At 67.9% G+C, this 18,414-nt stretch carries 12 protein-coding genes and 2 pseudogenes; 8 read left to right on the top strand and 6 right to left on the bottom strand.

Annotated elements, in window-relative coordinates:
- Positions 1–132, bottom strand: a pseudogene (glyA, locus tag ACU0BR_RS10620) (serine hydroxymethyltransferase); the annotation flags it as partial.
- A gap of 735 nt (positions 133–867) precedes the next feature.
- Between glyA and ACU0BR_RS10615 the strand changes: the two are divergent.
- A complete protein-coding gene (locus ACU0BR_RS10615; RefSeq protein WP_446156808.1) occupies positions 868–1,629 on the top strand; it encodes an NAD kinase in 762 nt (253 codons plus the stop codon).
- A 78-nt stretch (positions 1,630–1,707) separates the two neighbouring features.
- Here the strand turns inward: ACU0BR_RS10615 and ACU0BR_RS10610 are convergent, their stop codons facing one another.
- The 3 genes from ACU0BR_RS10610 to ACU0BR_RS10600 form a co-directional block, all read right to left on the bottom strand.
- The gene (locus ACU0BR_RS10610; protein ID WP_446156807.1) at positions 1,708–3,057 is read right to left on the bottom strand and encodes a sigma-54-dependent transcriptional regulator; all 1,350 of its coding nucleotides are present in this window, start codon (positions 3,055–3,057) and stop codon (positions 1,708–1,710) included.
- A 119-nt stretch (positions 3,058–3,176) separates the two neighbouring features.
- Entirely contained in the window at positions 3,177–5,075 is a 1,899-nt protein-coding gene (locus ACU0BR_RS10605) for a propionyl-CoA synthetase (RefSeq protein WP_446156806.1), read from the bottom strand.
- A gap of 167 nt (positions 5,076–5,242) precedes the next feature.
- A complete protein-coding gene (locus ACU0BR_RS10600) occupies positions 5,243–7,522 on the bottom strand; it encodes an NADP-dependent malic enzyme (protein ID WP_446156805.1) in 2,280 nt (759 codons plus the stop codon).
- Positions 7,523–7,899: 377 nt separating this feature from the next.
- On the opposite strand from ACU0BR_RS10600, the pseudogene ACU0BR_RS10595 reads away from it, so the two are divergent.
- From ACU0BR_RS10595 to ACU0BR_RS10570, 6 genes and pseudogenes are all read left to right on the top strand, one after another.
- Positions 7,900–8,283 (top strand): annotated as a pseudogene (locus ACU0BR_RS10595) (cytidine deaminase); the annotation flags it as partial.
- Positions 8,284–8,354: 71 nt separating this feature from the next.
- Entirely contained in the window at positions 8,355–9,716 is a 1,362-nt protein-coding gene (locus tag ACU0BR_RS10590; RefSeq protein WP_446156804.1) for a thymidine phosphorylase, read from the top strand.
- The gene (locus ACU0BR_RS10585; protein ID WP_446156803.1) at positions 9,713–10,912 is read left to right on the top strand and encodes a phosphopentomutase; all 1,200 of its coding nucleotides are present in this window, start codon (positions 9,713–9,715) and stop codon (positions 10,910–10,912) included. The genes ACU0BR_RS10590 and ACU0BR_RS10585 overlap by 4 nt, the downstream gene beginning before the upstream one ends.
- Complete coding sequence (locus ACU0BR_RS10580) at positions 10,909–11,898, top strand: adenosine deaminase (RefSeq protein WP_446156802.1); 990 nt, start codon at positions 10,909–10,911, stop codon at positions 11,896–11,898. The genes ACU0BR_RS10585 and ACU0BR_RS10580 overlap by 4 nt, the downstream gene beginning before the upstream one ends.
- Before the next feature lie 47 nt (positions 11,899–11,945).
- On the top strand, positions 11,946–12,578 hold the full coding sequence (upp, locus tag ACU0BR_RS10575; RefSeq protein WP_446156809.1) for a uracil phosphoribosyltransferase: 633 nt from the start codon (positions 11,946–11,948) through the stop codon (positions 12,576–12,578).
- A 64-nt stretch (positions 12,579–12,642) separates the two neighbouring features.
- Entirely contained in the window at positions 12,643–13,899 is a 1,257-nt protein-coding gene (locus ACU0BR_RS10570; RefSeq protein WP_446156801.1) for an SPOR domain-containing protein, read from the top strand.
- A 132-nt stretch (positions 13,900–14,031) separates the two neighbouring features.
- Here the strand turns inward: ACU0BR_RS10570 and ACU0BR_RS10565 are convergent, their stop codons facing one another.
- Positions 14,032–15,060, bottom strand: a complete 1,029-nt coding sequence (locus ACU0BR_RS10565; RefSeq protein WP_446156800.1) for a hypothetical protein — start codon at positions 15,058–15,060, stop codon at positions 14,032–14,034.
- Between the two features lie 622 nt (positions 15,061–15,682).
- Between ACU0BR_RS10565 and ACU0BR_RS10560 the strand changes: the two genes are divergently transcribed.
- The gene (locus tag ACU0BR_RS10560) at positions 15,683–16,408 is read left to right on the top strand and encodes a Hint domain-containing protein (RefSeq protein ID WP_446156799.1); all 726 of its coding nucleotides are present in this window, start codon (positions 15,683–15,685) and stop codon (positions 16,406–16,408) included.
- Here ACU0BR_RS10560 and ACU0BR_RS10555 read toward each other — a convergent pair.
- Positions 16,390–18,414: 3-hydroxyacyl-CoA dehydrogenase NAD-binding domain-containing protein (locus ACU0BR_RS10555; protein WP_446156798.1), on the bottom strand; the 2,025-nt coding region annotated here is incomplete at its 5' end. The genes ACU0BR_RS10560 and ACU0BR_RS10555 overlap by 19 nt on opposite strands.

Genomic DNA, 18,414 nt, shown 5'->3' with positions numbered 1-18,414 from the left:
GTTTTCGCTGGCGATCAGCTCGATCTCGTCGCGCTGGCGGCCCAGCTCGGACCGGATCGCGCCGAAAATCTCGGGATCGCGGGACTCCAGGCTTTCGGTGAAGAAATCATCAAGGCGGTGGGGGGCGTTCATGACGGGGCTCCATTCGGATTGACGGGTCTGGCGCAGGACATGCGGCCGTTGCGCGCCGGTCTAACCGATCGGGCTGCATGACGGAAGCGTGCAAAACGTCACTCCGCCAGCACATCGCGGCAGGGGGCGGGGTGCGGGGCCCGGAGGGCGGCCCGTTTCGGGGGGGCTCGCAGGCGGCCGGGGGCGGTCGCGTTGTGGCCGCAGGCTCGCCAGGTTTCGATCCGGGCGACGCAGGCCGGGGGAAGCGACCGGGCGCGCTTGAGCGGATCAGAGGCGACCGGGCGGAAACAGGAGGTGCCTCGGTGAGGCAGGCCAAAGCACACCAGCAGGTTGCCGGGGCAGGACGGCGTAACCGTCGTGGCGCGCAGCGAACCTCAAACGCGGCGGGGCGGGGTGGAGGCGCGGCAGCCCGTGACCGTCGCGCCGGGCGGCGACGAGACCGGCGGTCCGCAAGCGGGCTCCGGGCGGAGCCTTGCGTGATGCGCAGCGCCGAACCGCGGGCCCAGGGCAGGGCCGCCCCGCCTGCCGCAACGCCGGGCGCGCGCGGTACATGGGCGGTACATGGGTGGAGCATGGGCGGAGCATGGATGCGGTGCGGGTGCGGCAGGACACGGCGCAGACCCGGCCCGGTTCATGGCGCGGTGACTGCCCATCAGGGGCGGGCCGCCCGGGGTTGCCTTTCGGACGGCCACGGCGGATGCTCGCGCCGGAAAAGACGACAGGGGCAGCCGATACATGAAAACAGGGATCGCTTTTCTCGCGAGCGATACGCCGGTCGCGCAGGCCGCGCTCGTGCGCCTCGGCGCGCGCTACGGCAACGTTCCGGTCGAGCAGGCGGAGGGGATCGTGGCGCTGGGCGGCGACGGCTTCATGCTGCAAACCCTGCACGCCACGCAGCATCTGGCCGCGCCCACCTATGGCATGAACTGCGGCACCATCGGCTTTCTGATGAACGAATATAACGAGGAAGATCTTGATCTGCGTCTTGCCGAAGCCGCCGAAGAGGTGCTGAACCCCTTGCGGATGCGTGCCGTCGACCGCGATGGCGAGGCGCATCATGCGCTGGCGATCAACGAGGTTTCCCTGCTGCGCGCGGGGCCGCAGGCGGCCAAGCTGAAGATAACGGTCGATGATCGCGAGCGGTTGTCGGAACTGGTCTGCGACGGGGCGCTGGTCAGCACGCCGGCCGGATCGACCGCCTACAATTATTCCGCGCACGGCCCGATCCTGCCCATCGGCTCTGACGTGCTGGCACTGACCGCGATGGCGGCGTTCCGGCCGCGGCGGTGGCGCGGGGCCTTGCTGCCCAAGCGCGCGCGGGTGCGCTTCGACGTGCTGGAGCATGAAAAAAGGCCGGTCATGGCGGATGCCGACAGCCGCTCCGTGCTCAACGTCGTCAGTGTCGAGATCGAGAGCGACCCCTCGGTCGCGCATCGCATCCTGTTCGATCCCGGTCACGGTCTTGAGGAACGGCTGATTCGCGAACAATTCGCCTGACCCGCCTGACCCGCCTGACCCGCCTGACCCGCCTGACCCGCCTGATGCGAGCGGACAGGACGGCGCACCGCCCGGTCGTCAGCCGCGCCCGCGCTTGCGGTAGATGGTCGAGGGCGCGACGGCAAGGATGCGCGCGGCCTTGGGGATGGACCCGTTGCATTGGCGGATGGTTTCTTCGATCACCCAGCTTTCGATTTCCGCCAGGGTGCGGCCGATCATCCCCGACGGGCCGCCATCGCCGTCGTCCGCCCGGCGGCGCCAGAGGCTGGTGTCCGTGACGCGCAGCCGGTCGGGCAGCATGTCGAGCCGCACCGTGTGGAAATCGTAAAGCACGCAGACCTGGCGCAGCACGTTCTTGAGCTCGCGCACGTTGCCGGGCCAGGCGTAACGGCGGAACAGATCCTCGACCTCCAGGTCGATCCGTTCAAACGACTTGTTCTCATCCTGGTTGCAGTCCGCCAGAAACCGTTCGGCCAGCGCCGGCACGTCTTCCTTGCGATCGCGCAACGGGGGGATGTGGATGGGCACGATGTTCAGCAGATAGAACAGATCGGGCCGAAGCGTGCCCTGGCGCAGGTCTTCCGTCGGGTCGGTATTGCTGGCGCAGATCACTCGGATGTTGACCTTGTGGCTTTCGGCGGCGCCCAGCGGATGGACGATCCCGTCCTGGAGGAACCGCAACATCTGCGCCTGCGCGCTGCCGTCCAGATCGGACAGGTTGTTGAGAAACAGCGTACCGCCATCCGCCGCGGTGGCGGTGCCGGTGCGATCCGACACGGCGCCCGGAAAGGCGCCCTTGACGTGGCCGAAGACCTCCGATGCCAGCGTGTCGGAGGTGACGGCCGCGCAGTTGATCGCGACAAAGGGCTTGTCGGCGCGGGCGGAGGCCAGATGGATCTGGCGCGCGCAGCGGGTCTTGCCCGTGCCGCTTTCGCCGGTGATGAAGACGGTCGCCATGGATCTGCTGACCGAATGGATCTTGTGATAGACCGCCAGCATCGCGGGCGAGGTGCCGGTGAAATCGAGGCCTTTCGCGGCATCCTGCGCGCCCGGGGTTCGGATCGCATCGGCCTCCAGCGCGGTCAGGACCATGCGTTCCAGCCGGTAGGGCTCAAACGGGACGATCAGGTAATCGTAGGCGCCTTCTTTCATCAAGATAACGGCACGATCGACCGCATCATCGGGGATCAGCGCGATGACCGGCGCGCTGACGCCGTTGAGTCGCAGTTTGCGCATCAGGCTCAGCGCTTCGAAGCGCAGGGTGTTCAGGTCCAGCAAGACTGCCGCCGGGGCGATCTCGGTAATCCGCTCGGCCATGCCGGCGCCCGTGGGCAGAGAGGCGAAGCTCAGGCCGTCCTGCCCGAGCGCCTGTTCGCAGGAGGCGGCAAGAGCGCGATCAGTCGAGACCAATACGACCGATCGTTTCATCAATACCTCCTAAACGCGAACCGGAACCTCTCTGATAACTAGCCTGTCACACCCCCTCCCGTCTACGTTTTGAGTTTTTGAAAATGCGCTTTTTCATGCAAAACACGCATGACGTAGGGTCAACTTACCGGACGAGGGAACCCCAGTTGCCGCAGCGCCTCGGTAATTTCGTCCAGAATCGCCGGATCGTCGATCGTCGCGGGCAGCTTGAACGCTTTGCCCTCGGCGATGCAGACCATCGTCGCGCGCAGGATCTTGCCCGACCGTGTCTTGGGCAGCCGGTCCACCACACAGACCAGTTTGAACGCGGCCACGGGACCGATCCGGGCCCGCACCAGCGACACGCAGTCTTCGGCGATCTGCGCCGGGGAATGGGTGCTGCCCTTGTTGAGGCAGACGAACCCCATCGGCACCTGGCCCTTCAGCGGGTCGGCCACGCCGATCACGGCGCATTCTGCGACCTCCGGATGGCTGGCCAGCACTTCTTCCATCGCGCCGGTGGACAGGCGGTGCCCGGCCACGTTGATCACGTCGTCGGTGCGCGCCATGATGTAGAGATAGCCGTCCGCATCCTTGTAGCCCGCGTCGCCGGTTTCGTAATACCCCGGAAAGCGTTCCAGATAGCTTTTGCGGAACCGCGCCTCGGCCTGCCACAGATTGGGCAGGGTGCCGGGGGGCAGGGGCAGCTTGATGGCGATGGCGCCCAGCTCTCCGGCGGGCATGGGCTCGCCCTCGGGGCCGAGGATCTGCACGTCATATCCCGGCAGCGCGACAGAGGGCGAGCCGATCTTGACCGGCAGTTTCTCGATCCCCATCGGGTTGCTGACCACGGCATATCCGGTTTCGGTCTGCCACCAGTGGTCGATCACCGGCACGCCCAGCACGTCCTGCGCCCATTCGATGGTGTCGGGGTCGGCGCGTTCACCGGCCAGAAACAGCGTGCGCAGGCTGGACAGGTCGTAATCCCTGACCAATTCGCCGCGCGGGTCCTCGCGTTTGATCGCGCGAAACGCGGTCGGCGCGGTGAACAGTGCATTCACGCCATGATCCTGGATCACCCGCCAGAAGGTGCCCGCGTCGGGGGTGCCCACGGGCTTGCCCTCGAACAGGATGCTGGTGTTGCGATGGATGAGGGGGCCGTAGCAGATATAGCTGTGGCCGACGACCCAGCCCACATCCGAGGCGGCCCAGAACACATCGCCGGGGTCCATGTCATAGACGGTCTTCATCGTCCAGTTCAGCGCCACCAGATGCCCCGCGGTGGGGCGGATCACGCCCTTGGGCTGGCCCGTCGTGCCGGATGTGTAAAGGATATAGACCGGGTGGTTGCCCGCCACGGGCACACAGTCCGACAGCGGCGCATCCTTCTGGAACGCCTCCCATTCGTGATCGCGCCCCGCGACCAGATCGGCGGGCTTTTCGGCGCGTTGGAAGATGACGCAGAACGCGGGCTTATGCGCCGCCAGCTCGATCGCGCCGTCGATCAGCGGTTTGTAGTCGATCACCCGCCCCGGTTCCAGCCCGCAGGATGCGGCGATGACCGCCTTGGGGGTGGCGTCGTCGATCCGGGTGGCAAGCTCATTCGCCGCGAACCCGCCGAAGACCACCGAATGGATGGCCCCGATCCGCGCGCAGGCCAGCATGGCGATGACGGCTTCGGGCACCATGGGCATGTAGATGATGACCCGGTCGCCCACCTCCACGCCCTGCCGCTGCAACGCGCCCGCCAGCCGTGCCACGCGCGTTTGCATCTCGGCAAAGCTCAATTTGCTGACGGTGCCGGTGATCGGACTGTCGTGAATGATCGCGGTCTGCGCGCCGTGCCCGGCCTCGACATGGCGGTCCAGCGCATTCCAGCAGGTGTTCACCAGCGCGTCGGAATACCATTCGTAGATCGGCGCGTTTTCATCGAACAGCGCCTTGGACGGTGGCTTGACCCAGTCGATGGCCTCGGCGGCCTTCATCCAATAGGCCTCCGGATCGCGCTGCCAGTTTTCGTAGACCTCTGCGTAGCCCATGCTCTGCTCCTCCCCCAAAATCGCGGCGATCTTGTGGGCGCGGGGGGCAGAGGGCAAGCGGAAAGGCGACGCCCGGCACCGCTTCACCCGGCGCTGCTTCATTGTCGTGAAAATATCCTCGCCGAAGGCTGCGCCGCCCGCGGGCGGCGCTCTCGACGCGACCGGGATCAGCCGTAATGCGCCACGGGCGTGCCCGCGATGGCCGACATGTTCAGCAGCCCGCGCGCGGTGATCGCGGAGGTCACGATATGCGCGCGGTTGCCCATGCCCATCAGGATCGGTCCGACCTCCAGCCCGCCGCCCTTCATCTTCAGGATGTTGCGCACCCCCGAGGCCGCATCGCTGTTGGCGAAGATCAGCACGTTGGCCGCGCCGCTCAGCCGGGAATTGGGGTAGATGCGGTCGCGCAGCTCCTCGTCGAGGGCCGCGTCGGCATGCATTTCGCCCTCATAGACGAAATCGCGCGGCGCGCTGTCCAGAATGTCGATTGCCGCGCGCATCCGCCGCCCGCTGTCGCAGTCGAGGTTGCCGAACTGCGAATGCGAGCAGAGCGCGACCTTGGGTTGCAGCCCGAAGCGGCGCACGTGCCGCGCGGCGCCGATGGCGGTTTCCGCGATCTGCGCGGGGCTGGGCTCGGGGTGCACATGGGTGTCGGCCACGAAAAGCGGCCCGTCTTCCAGGATCATCAGCGACAGCGCGCCGACCGGGTGCAGCGTGTCGGTGCCCAGCACCTGCTGGATATAGTTCAGATGCCACAGATACTGGCCGAAGGTGCCGCAGATCACGCTGTCGGCCTCTCCGCGGTGCACCATCACCGCGCCGATGGCGGTGGTGTTGGTGCGCATGATCGCCTTGGCCAGATCGGGTGTGACGCCCTTGCGCGCCATCTGCTGGTGATAGGTCTGCCAGTAATCGCGATAGCGCGGATCGTTTTCGGGGTTCACCAGCTCGAAATCGCGCCCGGGCCGGATCGCCAGGCCCGCGCGTTCGCAGCGCGCCTCGATCACCTCGGGCCGGCCGATGAGGATCGGCACGTCGGTGGTTTCCTCCACCATCGCGTTGGCCGCACGCAGCACGCGCTCGTCCTCGCCCTCGGTAAAGACGATGCGGCGGGTCACGGTGGCGGCGGCCTCGAAGACGGGGCGCATCAGCAGGGCGGATTTGAAGACCGAGTTGTCGAGCTTGTCCTTGTAGCCTTCCAGATCCGCGATCGGCTGGCGCGCCACGCCCGACTCCATCGCGGCCCGCGCCACGGCGCTGGCCACGACGCCGATCAGGCGCGGGTCGAAGGGCTTGGGGATCAGGTAGTCGCGGCCAAAGGTCATCGGCTCGCCCTGATAGGCGGCGGCGGCCTCGGCGCTGGTGGTGGCACGGGCCAGCGCCGCGATCCCCTCGATGCAGCCGATCTTCATCGCGTCGTTGATTTCCGTCGCGCCCGCGTCGAGTGCCCCCCGGAAGATGAAGGGAAAGCACAGCACGTTGTTGACCTGGTTGGGGTAATCCGACCGTCCCGTCGCGATGATGGCATCCGGCGCGACCTCGCGCGCCAGATCGGGCATGATCTCGGGGATCGGGTTGGCCAGGGCGAATATGATCGGCTGCGATGTCATGCGCCCGACCATCTCGGGGGTCAGCACACCGGGCCCGGACAGGCCGAGGAACATGTCCGCACCCTCGATCGCCTCGGCCAGGGTGCGCTTGTCGCTCGGCTGCGCGAATTCGGCCTTCTGGGGGGTCATTTCCTCGGTGCGGCCCTCATAGACGAGCCCGGCGATGTCGCACAGCCACACGTTCTCGCGCCGCACGCCCAGCTTGAGCAGCATGTTCAGGCAGGCGATGCCCGCCGCGCCGCCCCCGGTGGAGACGATCTTTATATCCTCGAACCGCTTGCCCGCGACCCGCAGCGCGTTCATCGCGGCCGCGCCGACCACGATGGCGGTGCCGTGTTGGTCGTCGTGGAACACCGGGATGCCCATACGTTCCCGGCATATCTTTTCCACGATGAAGCAGTCCGGGGCCTTGATGTCCTCGAGGTTGATCGCGCCGAAGGTGGGTTCCAGCGCGCAGACGATTTCCGCCAGCTTCACCGGGTCGCTTTCGTTCAGCTCGATGTCGAAGCAGTCGATGTTGGCGAATTTCTTGAACAGGACCGCCTTGCCCTCCATCACCGGCTTGGAGGCCAGCGCGCCGATGTTGCCCAGGCCCAGAACCGCGGTGCCGTTGGTCACGACGCCCACAAGGTTCCCCCGCCCGGTAAAGCGGCGGGCGTTTTCCCCCTCGTCGCGGATTTCCACGCAGGCCTCGGCCACGCCGGGGGAATAGGCGCGCGCCAGATCGCGACCGTTGGCCAGCGGCTTGGTCGCGCGGATTTCCAGTTTGCCGGGGCGGGGAAACTCGTGATAGTCCAGCGCGGCCTTGCGATGCTGCTGATCTCTGTTGTCCGTCACGCTCGATTCTCCCCGATGCCACAGGCCAATGCCACAGGCTGCTGCCATCGCCTGTCTCGGAGATGGTTTAATATTAAACTTTATCGGAGGCAATGGCCGCGCGGGGCATCGGAGAAATTATGATTTGCCGCATGTATGGCGGGTTCGGATGCCGGGATCGGAGAACGGCCCAGACATCGGGGCCTCAGATGTCGGGGCCAGACATCAGGCCCCGGAACCTCAGGCCGCGGATTGCGGGCGCGACCGGCCCGCCGACGCGGCGCGTCTCGGTCTTCGCTTGCATCCGTGGCCGCGTCGGACCAATCTCGGGCCAGGTCGGTTTCCGCCATGCCCGCGCGTCTTTCCGCGGGGCCGGGCATTGGATGCAAGGGGGTGCGATGAACCTTTTCAAAGCCGCGAGCGACGTCCGCCAGAACGCTTATGTGCCCTATTCAGGGTTTCGCGTGGGCGCGGCGGTGCGTTGCGCCGACGGCTCGGTCTTTACCGGCTGCAACGTCGAGAATGTGGCCTACCCGGAGGGCACCTGCGCCGAAGCGGGCGCGATCGCCGCGATGTGCGCGGCCGGCTGTCGCGAGATTTCCGAGGTGCTGGTCGTGGCCGACAGCCCCGCGCCCGTGCCGCCCTGCGGGGGCTGCCGCCAGAAGCTTGCGGAATTCGCCGGACCCGAGGTCACCGTCACCATGGCCAACCTCGACGGCGCGCGCATTGTGATGACCGTGGCTGAGCTGCTGCCGGGCCGGTTTTCCGCCGATCACATGGACTGGGCGGACACCGATGCCGACAGGCGGACCCTGCCCGACCGGGCCGCCGCAGCTGCCGGGGACGGCGATTGATGGATGCACGCGGCATCATCGCGCGTGCGCGGCGGGGCCAGCCGCTCGACGCACAGGCGCTGGGGTGGTTCTGTCGCGGGCTTGCCGACGGCTCCGTGTCCGACGCCCAGGCCGGCGCCTTTGCGATGGCCGTCTGCCTGAACGGCTTGGCCGGACCGGCGCCAGGCGGGAAAGCAGGCGGGAAAGCGGGTGCCGCGACTGCGCGAGCCGCGCTGACGGCGGCGATGCGCGACAGCGGGCAGGTGCTGCGCTGGGATCTGCCCGGCCCGGTGGTCGACAAGCATTCGACCGGCGGCGTGGGCGATTGCACGTCGCTGGTGCTTGCGCCGGCGCTGGCGGCCTGCGGAGTTTACGTGCCGATGATCTCGGGGCGGGGGCTGGGTCATACCGGCGGCACGCTGGACAAGCTCGAGGCCATTGCGGGTGTGTCGACCGATGTGCCGCTGGACCGGCTGCGCGCCATCGTGGCCGAGGTGGGCTGCGCCATCGTGGGCGCCAGCGCCGACATCGCGCCCGCCGACCGCAGGCTTTACCGGGTGCGCGATGTGACCGACACCGTCGACAGCATCGATCTGATCACCGCGTCGATCCTGTCGAAGAAGCTGGCCGCGGGGACGGATGCGCTGATCCTCGACATCAAGACCGGGGCAGGGGCCTTCATGACCCGTCCCGACGATGCCCGCGCGCTGGGGCGGGCGCTGGTCGGCGCGGCGGATCAGGCGGGATGCGTCTGTCGGGCGCTGATGACCGACATGAGCCAGCCGCTGGCCCCCGTGCTGGGCAACGCGCTGGAGGTCGGGGCCGCGATGCGCTGCCTGACGGGCGCCGCGCCCGATGCGGCGGCCTGTCGGCTTTACCGGCTGAGCGTGGAATTGGGCGGCGAGCTGCTGGACCTGGCGGGCGCCGCGCCCGATGTGGCGGCGGGGCGCGCGATGATCGCCGGGGCGCTGTCCGGCGGACGCGCGGCGGAGATCTTCGGCCGGATGATTCACGCGCTGGGCGGCCCGGCCGATTTTGCGGACCGCTGGGCCGGTTACCTGCCGCGCGCACCGCTGGAGGAGGATGTCGCCGCGCCGCACGACGGCATCGTGACGGCGCTTGACGGTCAGGCGCTGGGCCGCGCGGTGGTCGCGCTGGGCGGCGGGCGCCGGACCGAGGCCGACGCGATCGACCCCGCCGTCGGGCTGAGCCGCGTCGTGTCATTGGGCGAGAGCATTGCCAGGGGCGCACCGCTGGCGACCATCCACGCGGCCAGCCGCGCGGACCTGGAGGCCGCGCGCCGCGCGCTGCTGGCGGCCGTCACCCTGTCGCAGGCCCCCGCCGCACCGCCCGATCTGGTTCTGGAAAGGATCACGCCGTGACCCGCGCCTTTCTGATCGTGCTGGATTCGGTGGGGATCGGCGGGGCGCGCGACGCCGCGGATTTCGGCGATGCCGGGTCCGACACGCTGGGCCATATCGCCGAGGCCTGCGCCGCGGGCCGCGCCGATCAGGGGCGAAGCGGACCGCTGCACATGCCCAATCTGGATCTGCTGGGGCTGGGCGCCGCGGCCCGCTTGGCCTCGGGCGCCGGGATGGAGGGCTTCGGCGCCCAGCCCCGGGGGTTGTGGGGCGCCGCGGAGGAGCTGTCGCGCGGCAAGGACACCCCATCGGGTCATTGGGAGCTGGCGGGCGTGCCGGTCCCGTGGGAGTGGCACTATTTCCCCGAGACGCAGCCCGCCTTTCCGCCCGAGCTGACCGCGCGGATCTGTCGGCTTGCCGGGACCGGGGGCATTCACGGCAACCGCCATGCCCCCGGCACCGCGGTGATTGACCAGGACGGTCCGGCGCATATGCAAGACGGCTGGCCCATCTGCTATACCTCTGCCGACAGTGTGTTGCAGATCGCCGCGCATGAGGAGCGTTTCGGCTTGCAGCGGCTGCTGGACCTCTGTGCCGCGCTCGCGCCCGATCTGCACGCGATGCGCGTGGGCCGGGTGATCGCGCGCCCCTTCGTCGGCAGTGCCGGGACCGGGTTCACGCGCACGCCCAACCGCCGCGATTTCGCGATCGCCCCGCCCAGTCCCACGCTGCTGGACTGGGCGCGCGACGCGGGCCGCGCCACCATCGCGATCGGCAAGATCGGCGACATCTTCTCGGGGCGCGGCATCGACCGGGTACTGAAGGGCGCGGATGACGCCGCGCTTTTCGATCATCTGGTGCAGCAGGTCGGCGATGCGCCCGAGGGGTCGCTGACCTTTGCCAATTTCGTGGAATTCGACAGCCTCTGGGGGCACCGCCGCGATGTGGCGGGATACGCCCGCGCGCTGGAACGCTTCGACGCCCGCGTGCCGGACGTGCTGGCCGCCGCACGGCCGGGCGATCTGATCCTCTTCACCGCCGATCACGGCAACGATCCGACCTGGCGGGGCACCGATCACACCCGCGAACGCGTTCCGGTGGTTGCATCCGGGCTGGGTGTGCGCCAGATCGGCCTGCGCGGCTTTGCCGATGTGGCGGCCAGCGTGGCCGATCATCTGGGCATTGCGTCACAGGGACCGGGAAGGACTTTTCTATGAGCGTCGCATCGCTGCCCAAGGTGGAACTGCACCTGCACCACGAAGGCGCGGCACCGCCTGCCTTCATCCGCGGCCTCGCCAAGGAGAAAAAGCTCGATATCAGCGGCATCTTCGATGAGCGGGGGCGCTATGCCTACCGCGATTTCGTCGATTTCCTGCGCGTCTACGAGGCCGCCTGCACCACGTTGCAAAGCCCGCGCGATTTCTATCGTCTGACGCTTGCCGTGCTGGAGGAAAGCGCCGCGAACGGCGTGGTCTATTCGGAAACCTTCCTGTCGCCCGATTTCTGCGGCGGCGGCGATCTGGGCGCGTGGCGTGAATACCTCGCCGCCATAAGAGAGGCCGCCGAGGAGGCCGAGCGCGGATTTGGCATCACCCTGCGCGGCATCGTCACCTGCATCCGCCATTTCGGCCCCGAACAGGCCCGGCGCACCGCGCGATGCGCGGCCGAGACGGCGGACGACTGGCTGGTGGGCTTCGGCATGGGCGGCGACGAGGGGCAGGGGCGCGCGGGCGATTTCGCCTACAGCTTCGACATGGCAAGGGAGGCGGGCCTGCGCCTGACCACCCATGCCGGCGAATGGGGCGGTCCCGACTCGGTGCGGGAATCGCTCGACGCGCTGCGGGTGGAGCGTATCGGTCACGGCGTGCGCGCCTGCGAGGATCGCGCCCTGATGGAGCGGCTGGCCGGGGACGGCGTGGTGCTGGAGGTCTGCCCGGGCTCGAACCTGGCGCTGGGCCTTTATGCCGACTGGCGCGCGCATCCGATCGAGACGCTGCGCGCGGCCGGAGTCAAGGTGACGGTCTCCACCGACGATCCGCCGTTCTTTCACACCTCCATGGCCCATGAATACGACCGACTGGCCGATGCGTTCGGTTGGGACGAGGCGCGGTTCGGGGATTTGAACCGCATCGCGCTGGAGGCCGCGTTCTGCGACGCCGCGACCAAGGAAAAAATCGCCAAGAAGCTGGAGCCCAAGGCATGAGCAACAACGCATCGGATACGCCCGCCGGGGGACAGGCCGCCTCGGGGGTGCCCGACCACCTGACAGTGGTGACCCACCCGCTGGTGCAGCACAAGCTGACGTTGATGCGCGATCGCGACACGCCCACCGCGGTGTTTCGTCAGTTGCTGCGCGAGATATCGCAGCTGCTGGCCTATGAGATCACGCGCGATCTGAACATGACCACCCGGCGCATCGAAACCCCGATCGAGCCGATGGACGCGCCGGTTCTGGACGGGCGCAAGCTGGCGCTGGTGTCGATCCTGCGGGCGGGCAACGGCCTGCTGGACGGGATGCTGGAGCTCATTCCCTCGGCCCGGGTGGGGTTCGTGGGCATGTACCGCGACGAGCAGACGCTGCAACCCGTCGAATATTACTTCAAATGCCCGACAGAGCTCGAATCCCGCCTGGTGATCGCGGTCGATCCGATGCTGGCCACCGGCAATTCCTCGGTCGCGGCGATAGACCGGCTGAAACAGGCAGGCGCCACAAATATCCGGTTCCTGTGCCTGCTGGCTGCCCCCGAAGGGATCGCGCGCATGAAGGAAGCCCACCCGGATGTCACCATCGTCACAGCATCTGTGGATAAATATCTCAACGACAGCGGATATATTGTTCCGGGGCTAGGAGATGCGGGCGACCGGATGTTCGGCACAAAATAAGCCATGGTGGGTTTACTTGTGACAGGTAATCCCGCATGATTCGCGGGTCTGATGGGGGTTAGGCATGAAAAAGTTCAATATCGCCCTGGCGGCATCGCTTCTGGCAATTCTGGGAACCGCTCCGGTTCATGCCCAGTCGATGCAGAAGGTCGGCGGACCGGCCGAACGGCCGCCTGCAAGCTACAAGGGCAAGCAATTCGTCGACAGCCGCGGGTGCATCTTCGTGCGCTCGGGCTTTGGCGGCAATGTGACCTGGGTGCCGCGCGTATCGCGCGGACGCAAGGTGCTGTGCGGCGCAAAGCCCACCAATGTGGCCGGGTCCGAAAAGGTCGATCCGGCGGGAACGCGCGACCGTCCGGCGCCCGCAGCCGTCGCGCGCCCGGCACCCGCGCCGCGCCCCGCGCCGGCACCTCAACCCGCGCGCAAACCCGCACCGCGGGTCATCGTGCGCCAGCCCGCGCCCGCGGTGGTCGTCCCGCAGCCGGCGCCCACGGTGGTCGCGCCCGCGCCCGCGCCCGGCGTTCGCCGGGTGGCGCCGCAGGCCCCGGCAGGCAAGCCCGCGTGCAACTACGGCCGGGGATCGGATCAATACGTCAACAGCGGATCGGGCTATCCGGTGCGCTGCGGCCCGCAGCCCACGCATCCCGCCGACGCCTCGCGCGTTCTGGGAAGCGGGGGGGGCGTGAACCGCGCGCCTTCGTCCAACCTCAAGATCATGGCGCCGCGCCCCGTCACCATGCCGAGCGGCTATCGCGGTGCCTGGAAAGACGGGCGGCTGAACCCCAAACGGGGTGTCGGCAAGCTGAGCGGCGCGGTGGAGACCAGCCTGGTGTGGACCCGCACTGTGCCGCGCCGTCTGCTGGATGCGCGCACCGGCCGCGATGTCACAACGCTCTACGGGTATCTCGAATACCCCTATACCGATTATGCCGAGCAGAAACGCAGCCTGCTGGCACGGGGCGCCCCTGTCGGTGGTGTTACCGTGCGCAGCGCGCCGCAGGTCGTGACCCGCGGGTCCAGCAAAGGGGCCGTCCAGAAGACCCGTGCCAGGGCCGCCAACACGCGGGCATCGACCAAATCACAGGCCGCGGCGCAGATCGCGCCGATGGTTCACGTGGGCCTTTTCGCAGGCAAGCCGGTCGTCCGGCAGACCGTGCGGCGGCTTCAGGGAATGGGATTGTCGGTGCGCCTGGGCGAGACGACGCGCGACGGGCGCAAGATCACCGTCATCAGTACCGGCCCCTTTGCCAGCGCCGCTGCCGCCGGTCAGGCGCTGCGCAGGGTCAAGCTGGCGGGATACAGCTACGCCCGGCTGCGCTGAGCGCGCCTGTTTGAACGGCCTTTTGCGAAACGACGACGGCCCGGCGCGCGCAATGTGCCCGGGCCGTCGTCGTTTCGGGTGCCACGGTCCGGCCCTTTCACTTGAGCGCCGACATCTGCCCGCGATCTCGGCCTAGGATGCGCATATGTCCTGCAGGCGGACCCAGTCCGAATCGCCCAGCAGCGGTTTTGCGGATTTGTCCTGCATCGGGTCCGCTTCGATCAGCGGCAGGGTGGTTTCGCCGGTGACGTCCAGCGCATAGGCAAACGGGGTGGAGGCCACGCCCGCCTTGCCGAAGGCCGCCAGCAGCGGGAAATCGGGCACCGGGGCGGACGGCTGCGTCAACAGTTCCTGCGCGTAGGCTTGCAGCGTGTCGTCGCTGACCTGTCCGGTGGTCAGCAGGCGCAGCGTGGTCACCAGCCCGGTGCTGCGCAGCATCTCCACCAGCGGGTCGCGCCGTTCGGATTTCAGCATTTCCCTCAGGACGTAGCCTGCCGCCACCTCGGGATCGTCGTAGTCCTCGACCAGGCTGCGATCCAGCAGGATCAGCCCGCCGGGCAGGTGCAGCGCGCCGGGGACCGAGCCGCGCATCACCATCAGGGTGCGGGGCGTTTCGCGCGCCTCGCCGCTGGACAGCCGGGCGGCGAGGCGCGACAGCGCCTGCGCGCCGGTCGTGGTGCGGCATTCGCCGCCCGTCAGCGCCGAGATCCGGCCAAGCAGCGACCGGCCGATTTCCTGACGCTTGACCAGCGGCACCACATTCGCGGTGTGTTCCAGCACGACGCCCGGCAGCACCAGAAAGCCGAAGGCCAGCATCGCCGTGACACTGACCGCAAAGCCCACGGTGCGCAGACGCCCCTGCCGCGGCCTGCGCTTGCGGATGACGGTTCGGACCTTCTCGATGGCCGCGATCATCATGGGCTCGTCGATCTCGAGCGTTTCGTCGGCCTGGGGATCGGGGCTGAACAGCGCGGGCATCTTGCCGGGGTTGATCCGTTCGACCGCGGGCAGCGACCAATGCGCCAGCGCGCGGTCCGCCTGATCCGACAGCACCAGCGTTGCATTGCCCACCGAGACGGTCACATCGCGACGCTGCGCCTCGGGGCTGCTGCGCCAGATACCCGGGGATTCCAGTCGTTCGTATTCGGTCAGGGCCGTCATTGCGGCGGGGATGCTCTGTCTTGTTGATCGGGAAGTGTCGTTTGCGGCGACTATAGACGCGGGCCGGGGCGGTCACAACGGTCCGCGTGGCGGGCAGCCCCGTATCGGACGCTATTCGCGGCGTCGCAGACCGCGTCGGACCGCGCGGAGAAGATCTTGAAAGCTCATGCGTTTCGGAACGGACGAGGGGCGGCGGCGACGTCCGACGGTGTCCGACGGTGTCCGACGGCGAGCGGCGGCGAGCGGCGGCAGGCGGCGCGATCGGCCCGCGCCGGGTGGCCACAGGCCCGTTGCGCCGCCGCGCATGCGCGCCGCGCGGTGCGGTGGTCTGGCCGCCGTCGCGATCGTGCCGGGCGCGCATCCTTTGCCGCGTGACGGTCGGGGCAGGCAGGTCCGATCCGTTTCGATCCGCAAGTCTGGACAGCAGGTTTTGCAGTATTTGGCAGATCCGGTTTTGCAATCATGGCGATAGTAATACGATCCATCCGGTAACCGCGGGATTGCCCCGATATCGGAGACAAAGCCAGATTTGCGCCAAATTCGCGTCATCAGAGGGTCTTGGCGCCGGACTGAACTGATTCTGGGGCGAGAGGGTGCCGCAAGTCTAGGAAGGGTCAAGACCATGCTCATGCAGCTTACGCGAATGTTCGTCGGAGAAGCCGCAAAGGATTTCCGGGAGGAGGCCGAGGCCGAGGAGCTTGGCGTCGGCTACGCCGGCGGGTTCGCGGCGGACGCCAGAATCGCCACGCCGTTCGGCTACCGCGAGGCGGGAACCCTGAAAGAGGGTGATCTGGTGATGACCGTGGATGACGGCTGGCAGCCGGTCAAGGAAGTGCGTCACAGCAAGCTCTGGCCGACCGCCTGCGACTGCCCCGTGCCGCTGTGGCCGCTTTCGGTGCCCGCCCGCGCCTTTGGCGGGGCGCGCTCCAGCCTGTTGATGCCCGGCCAGTATGTCCTGATAGAAGAAGAAACCGCCATGTCCCTCTTCGGCAGTTTCTCGGTGGTCATCCCGGCCGCGCAGCTCGACGGCTTTTTCGGCATCGCCCGCGTGGTCCCGCGCCAATGCATCGGCGTGGTCGAGATCGCGCTGGAGCACGATCAGGTGCTGCTGGCCGAAGGCGGCGCCACGATCCTCTGCCCGCAGCAGGGCGGGGAATGCGGTATCGTCACGCTCGACGATCTGCTGAACGCGGACGGCAATGCCCACCAGGGCAATCCGCAGGCCGCCTATCCGATCCTGACCGAACAGCAGGCGCGCCGGTTGCTCTATGCGATGACGCGCGCGGGGCAGCAATCCTTCAACTGCCCCGCGGTGACGGATGACGAGCCTCAGGCAGCCTTTGCCTGAGCGCCGAAGCGGCCGTAGAAGGTCTGCCCGGCCTGCGCCATCTCGCGCAGCAGGTCGGGCGCCTTGAACCGGTCGCCGTGCCCGGCCTGCAGCCCGTCGCAGATTTCCACCGCGCGGGCCGCGCCGATGATGCCGAGCCAGCTGAACGGCCCGCCCGACCAGGGCGCGAAGCCCCAGCCCAGGATGGCGCCCACGTCGCCCTCGCGGATGTCCTCCAGCACGCCTTCCTCCAGCGCGCGCACGGCCTCCAGCACCTGGGCCATCAGCAGGCGGTGCTGCACGGTGGCCAGGTCGGGCTGGTCGGGTTCGACCGAGTAGCGCCCTGCCAGACCCTCCCACAGGCCGCTGCGCTTGCCCTTGTCGTCGTAGGCGTAGAAGCCCGCGTTTGCCTTGCGGCCCAGACGGCCCTCGCCCTCCATCCAGAAGATCACCTCGTCCACGGCGGCATCGGCATAGGCCTCGCCCATCGCGGCCTTGGTGGCGCGGGCGATCTTGGCGCCCAGGTCGATCGAGGTCTCGTCGACCAGTTGCAGCGGGCCCAGCGGCATCCCGACCAGCTTGGCGGCGTTTTCGACAAGCGCGGGGGCCACGCCCTCGGCCACCATGCGCATGCCCTCGTTGATGTAGGGAATGATGCAGCGGTTGGCGTAGAAGAACCGCGCGTCGTTGACCACGATCGGCGTCTTGCGGATCTGGCGCACGAAATCCAGTGCCTTGGCCACCGCGCGGTCGCCGGTTTCGCGGCCCTTGATGATCTCCACCAGCAGCATCTTGTCGACGGGGCTGAAGAAATGGATGCCGATGAACTGGGCGGGCCGCTTGCTGGCGCGGGCCAGATCGCTGATCGGCAGGGTGGAGGTGTTGGTGGCAAAGATGCAATCCTCGCCGATCACCGCCTCGACCTTTTGCGTGACCTCGGCCTTGATCTTCGGGTCCTCGAACACCGCCTCGACGATCAGGTCGCACCCCTTGAGCGCCTCGTAATCGGTGGTGGCGGTGATGCGGCCCAGCACCTGCGCCTTTTTCTCGGGCGTGACCTTCTTGCGCGCGATCCCCTTGTCGAGCAGCCCTTCGGAATAGGCCTTGCCCTTGTCGGCGGCCTCCTGCTTCTGGTCGACCAGCACCACCTCGATGCCCGCGTTGGCGCTGACATAGGCGATGCCCGCGCCCATCATGCCGGCCCCCAGAATGCCGACCTTCGCGACCTTCTGGTCGGGCGCGTCGGGCCGGTTCGCGCCTTTTTCCAGCGCTTCCTTGTTGATGAAAAGCGACCGGATCATCGCCGAGGACGAGGGGTTCATCAGCACGTTGGTGAACCAGCGCGCCTCGATCTTGAGCGCGGTGTCGAAGGGCACCATCGCCCCCTCATAGACCGCCGACAGCAGCGCCTTGGCGGCCGGGTAGACGCCCATCGTCTGGCCCATCACCATCGCCGAGGCACCGACGAAGGTCATGAATCCCGCCGGGTGATAGGGTGCGCCGCCGGGCATCTTGTAGCCCTTGGCGTCCCACGGCTTGAGCAGATCGGCATCCTTGGCCTGCAACACCCAGTCGCGCGCGGCGGCAAGCGGGTCGGCCACGACCTCGTCGATCAGACCGGCGGCGCGGGCCTTGCCGGGATCGACCATCTTGCCTTCCAGCAGGAAGGGCGCGGCGGCCATCGCGCCCAGCTTGCGCGACAGGCGGGTGGTGCCGCCCGCGCCGGGGAAGATGCCGACCTTGATCTCGGGCAGGCCGATCTTTGCCTTGGGGTTGTCGGCGGCAAAGATGCGGTGGCAGGCCAGCGGAATTTCCAGCCCGATGCCAAGTGCGGTGCCGGGCAGGGCGGCGGCGATGGGCTTGCCGCCCTTGTTGGTCTTGGGGTCCATGCCGGCGCGTTCGATCTTGCGCAGGATGTTGTGGCATTGCATCAGCCCATCCATCAGCCCCTGCGCCGGGTTGTCGCCCGCGCTTTCCTTCATCCGGGCGATGATGTTGAGATCCATCCCGCCGGCGAAAGAGCCCTC

This window comes from Brevirhabdus sp. (assembly GCF_052826345.1).
Note: the sequence above shows the minus strand (reverse complement) of the source record. Positions and strands in the feature narration are given on the sequence as shown.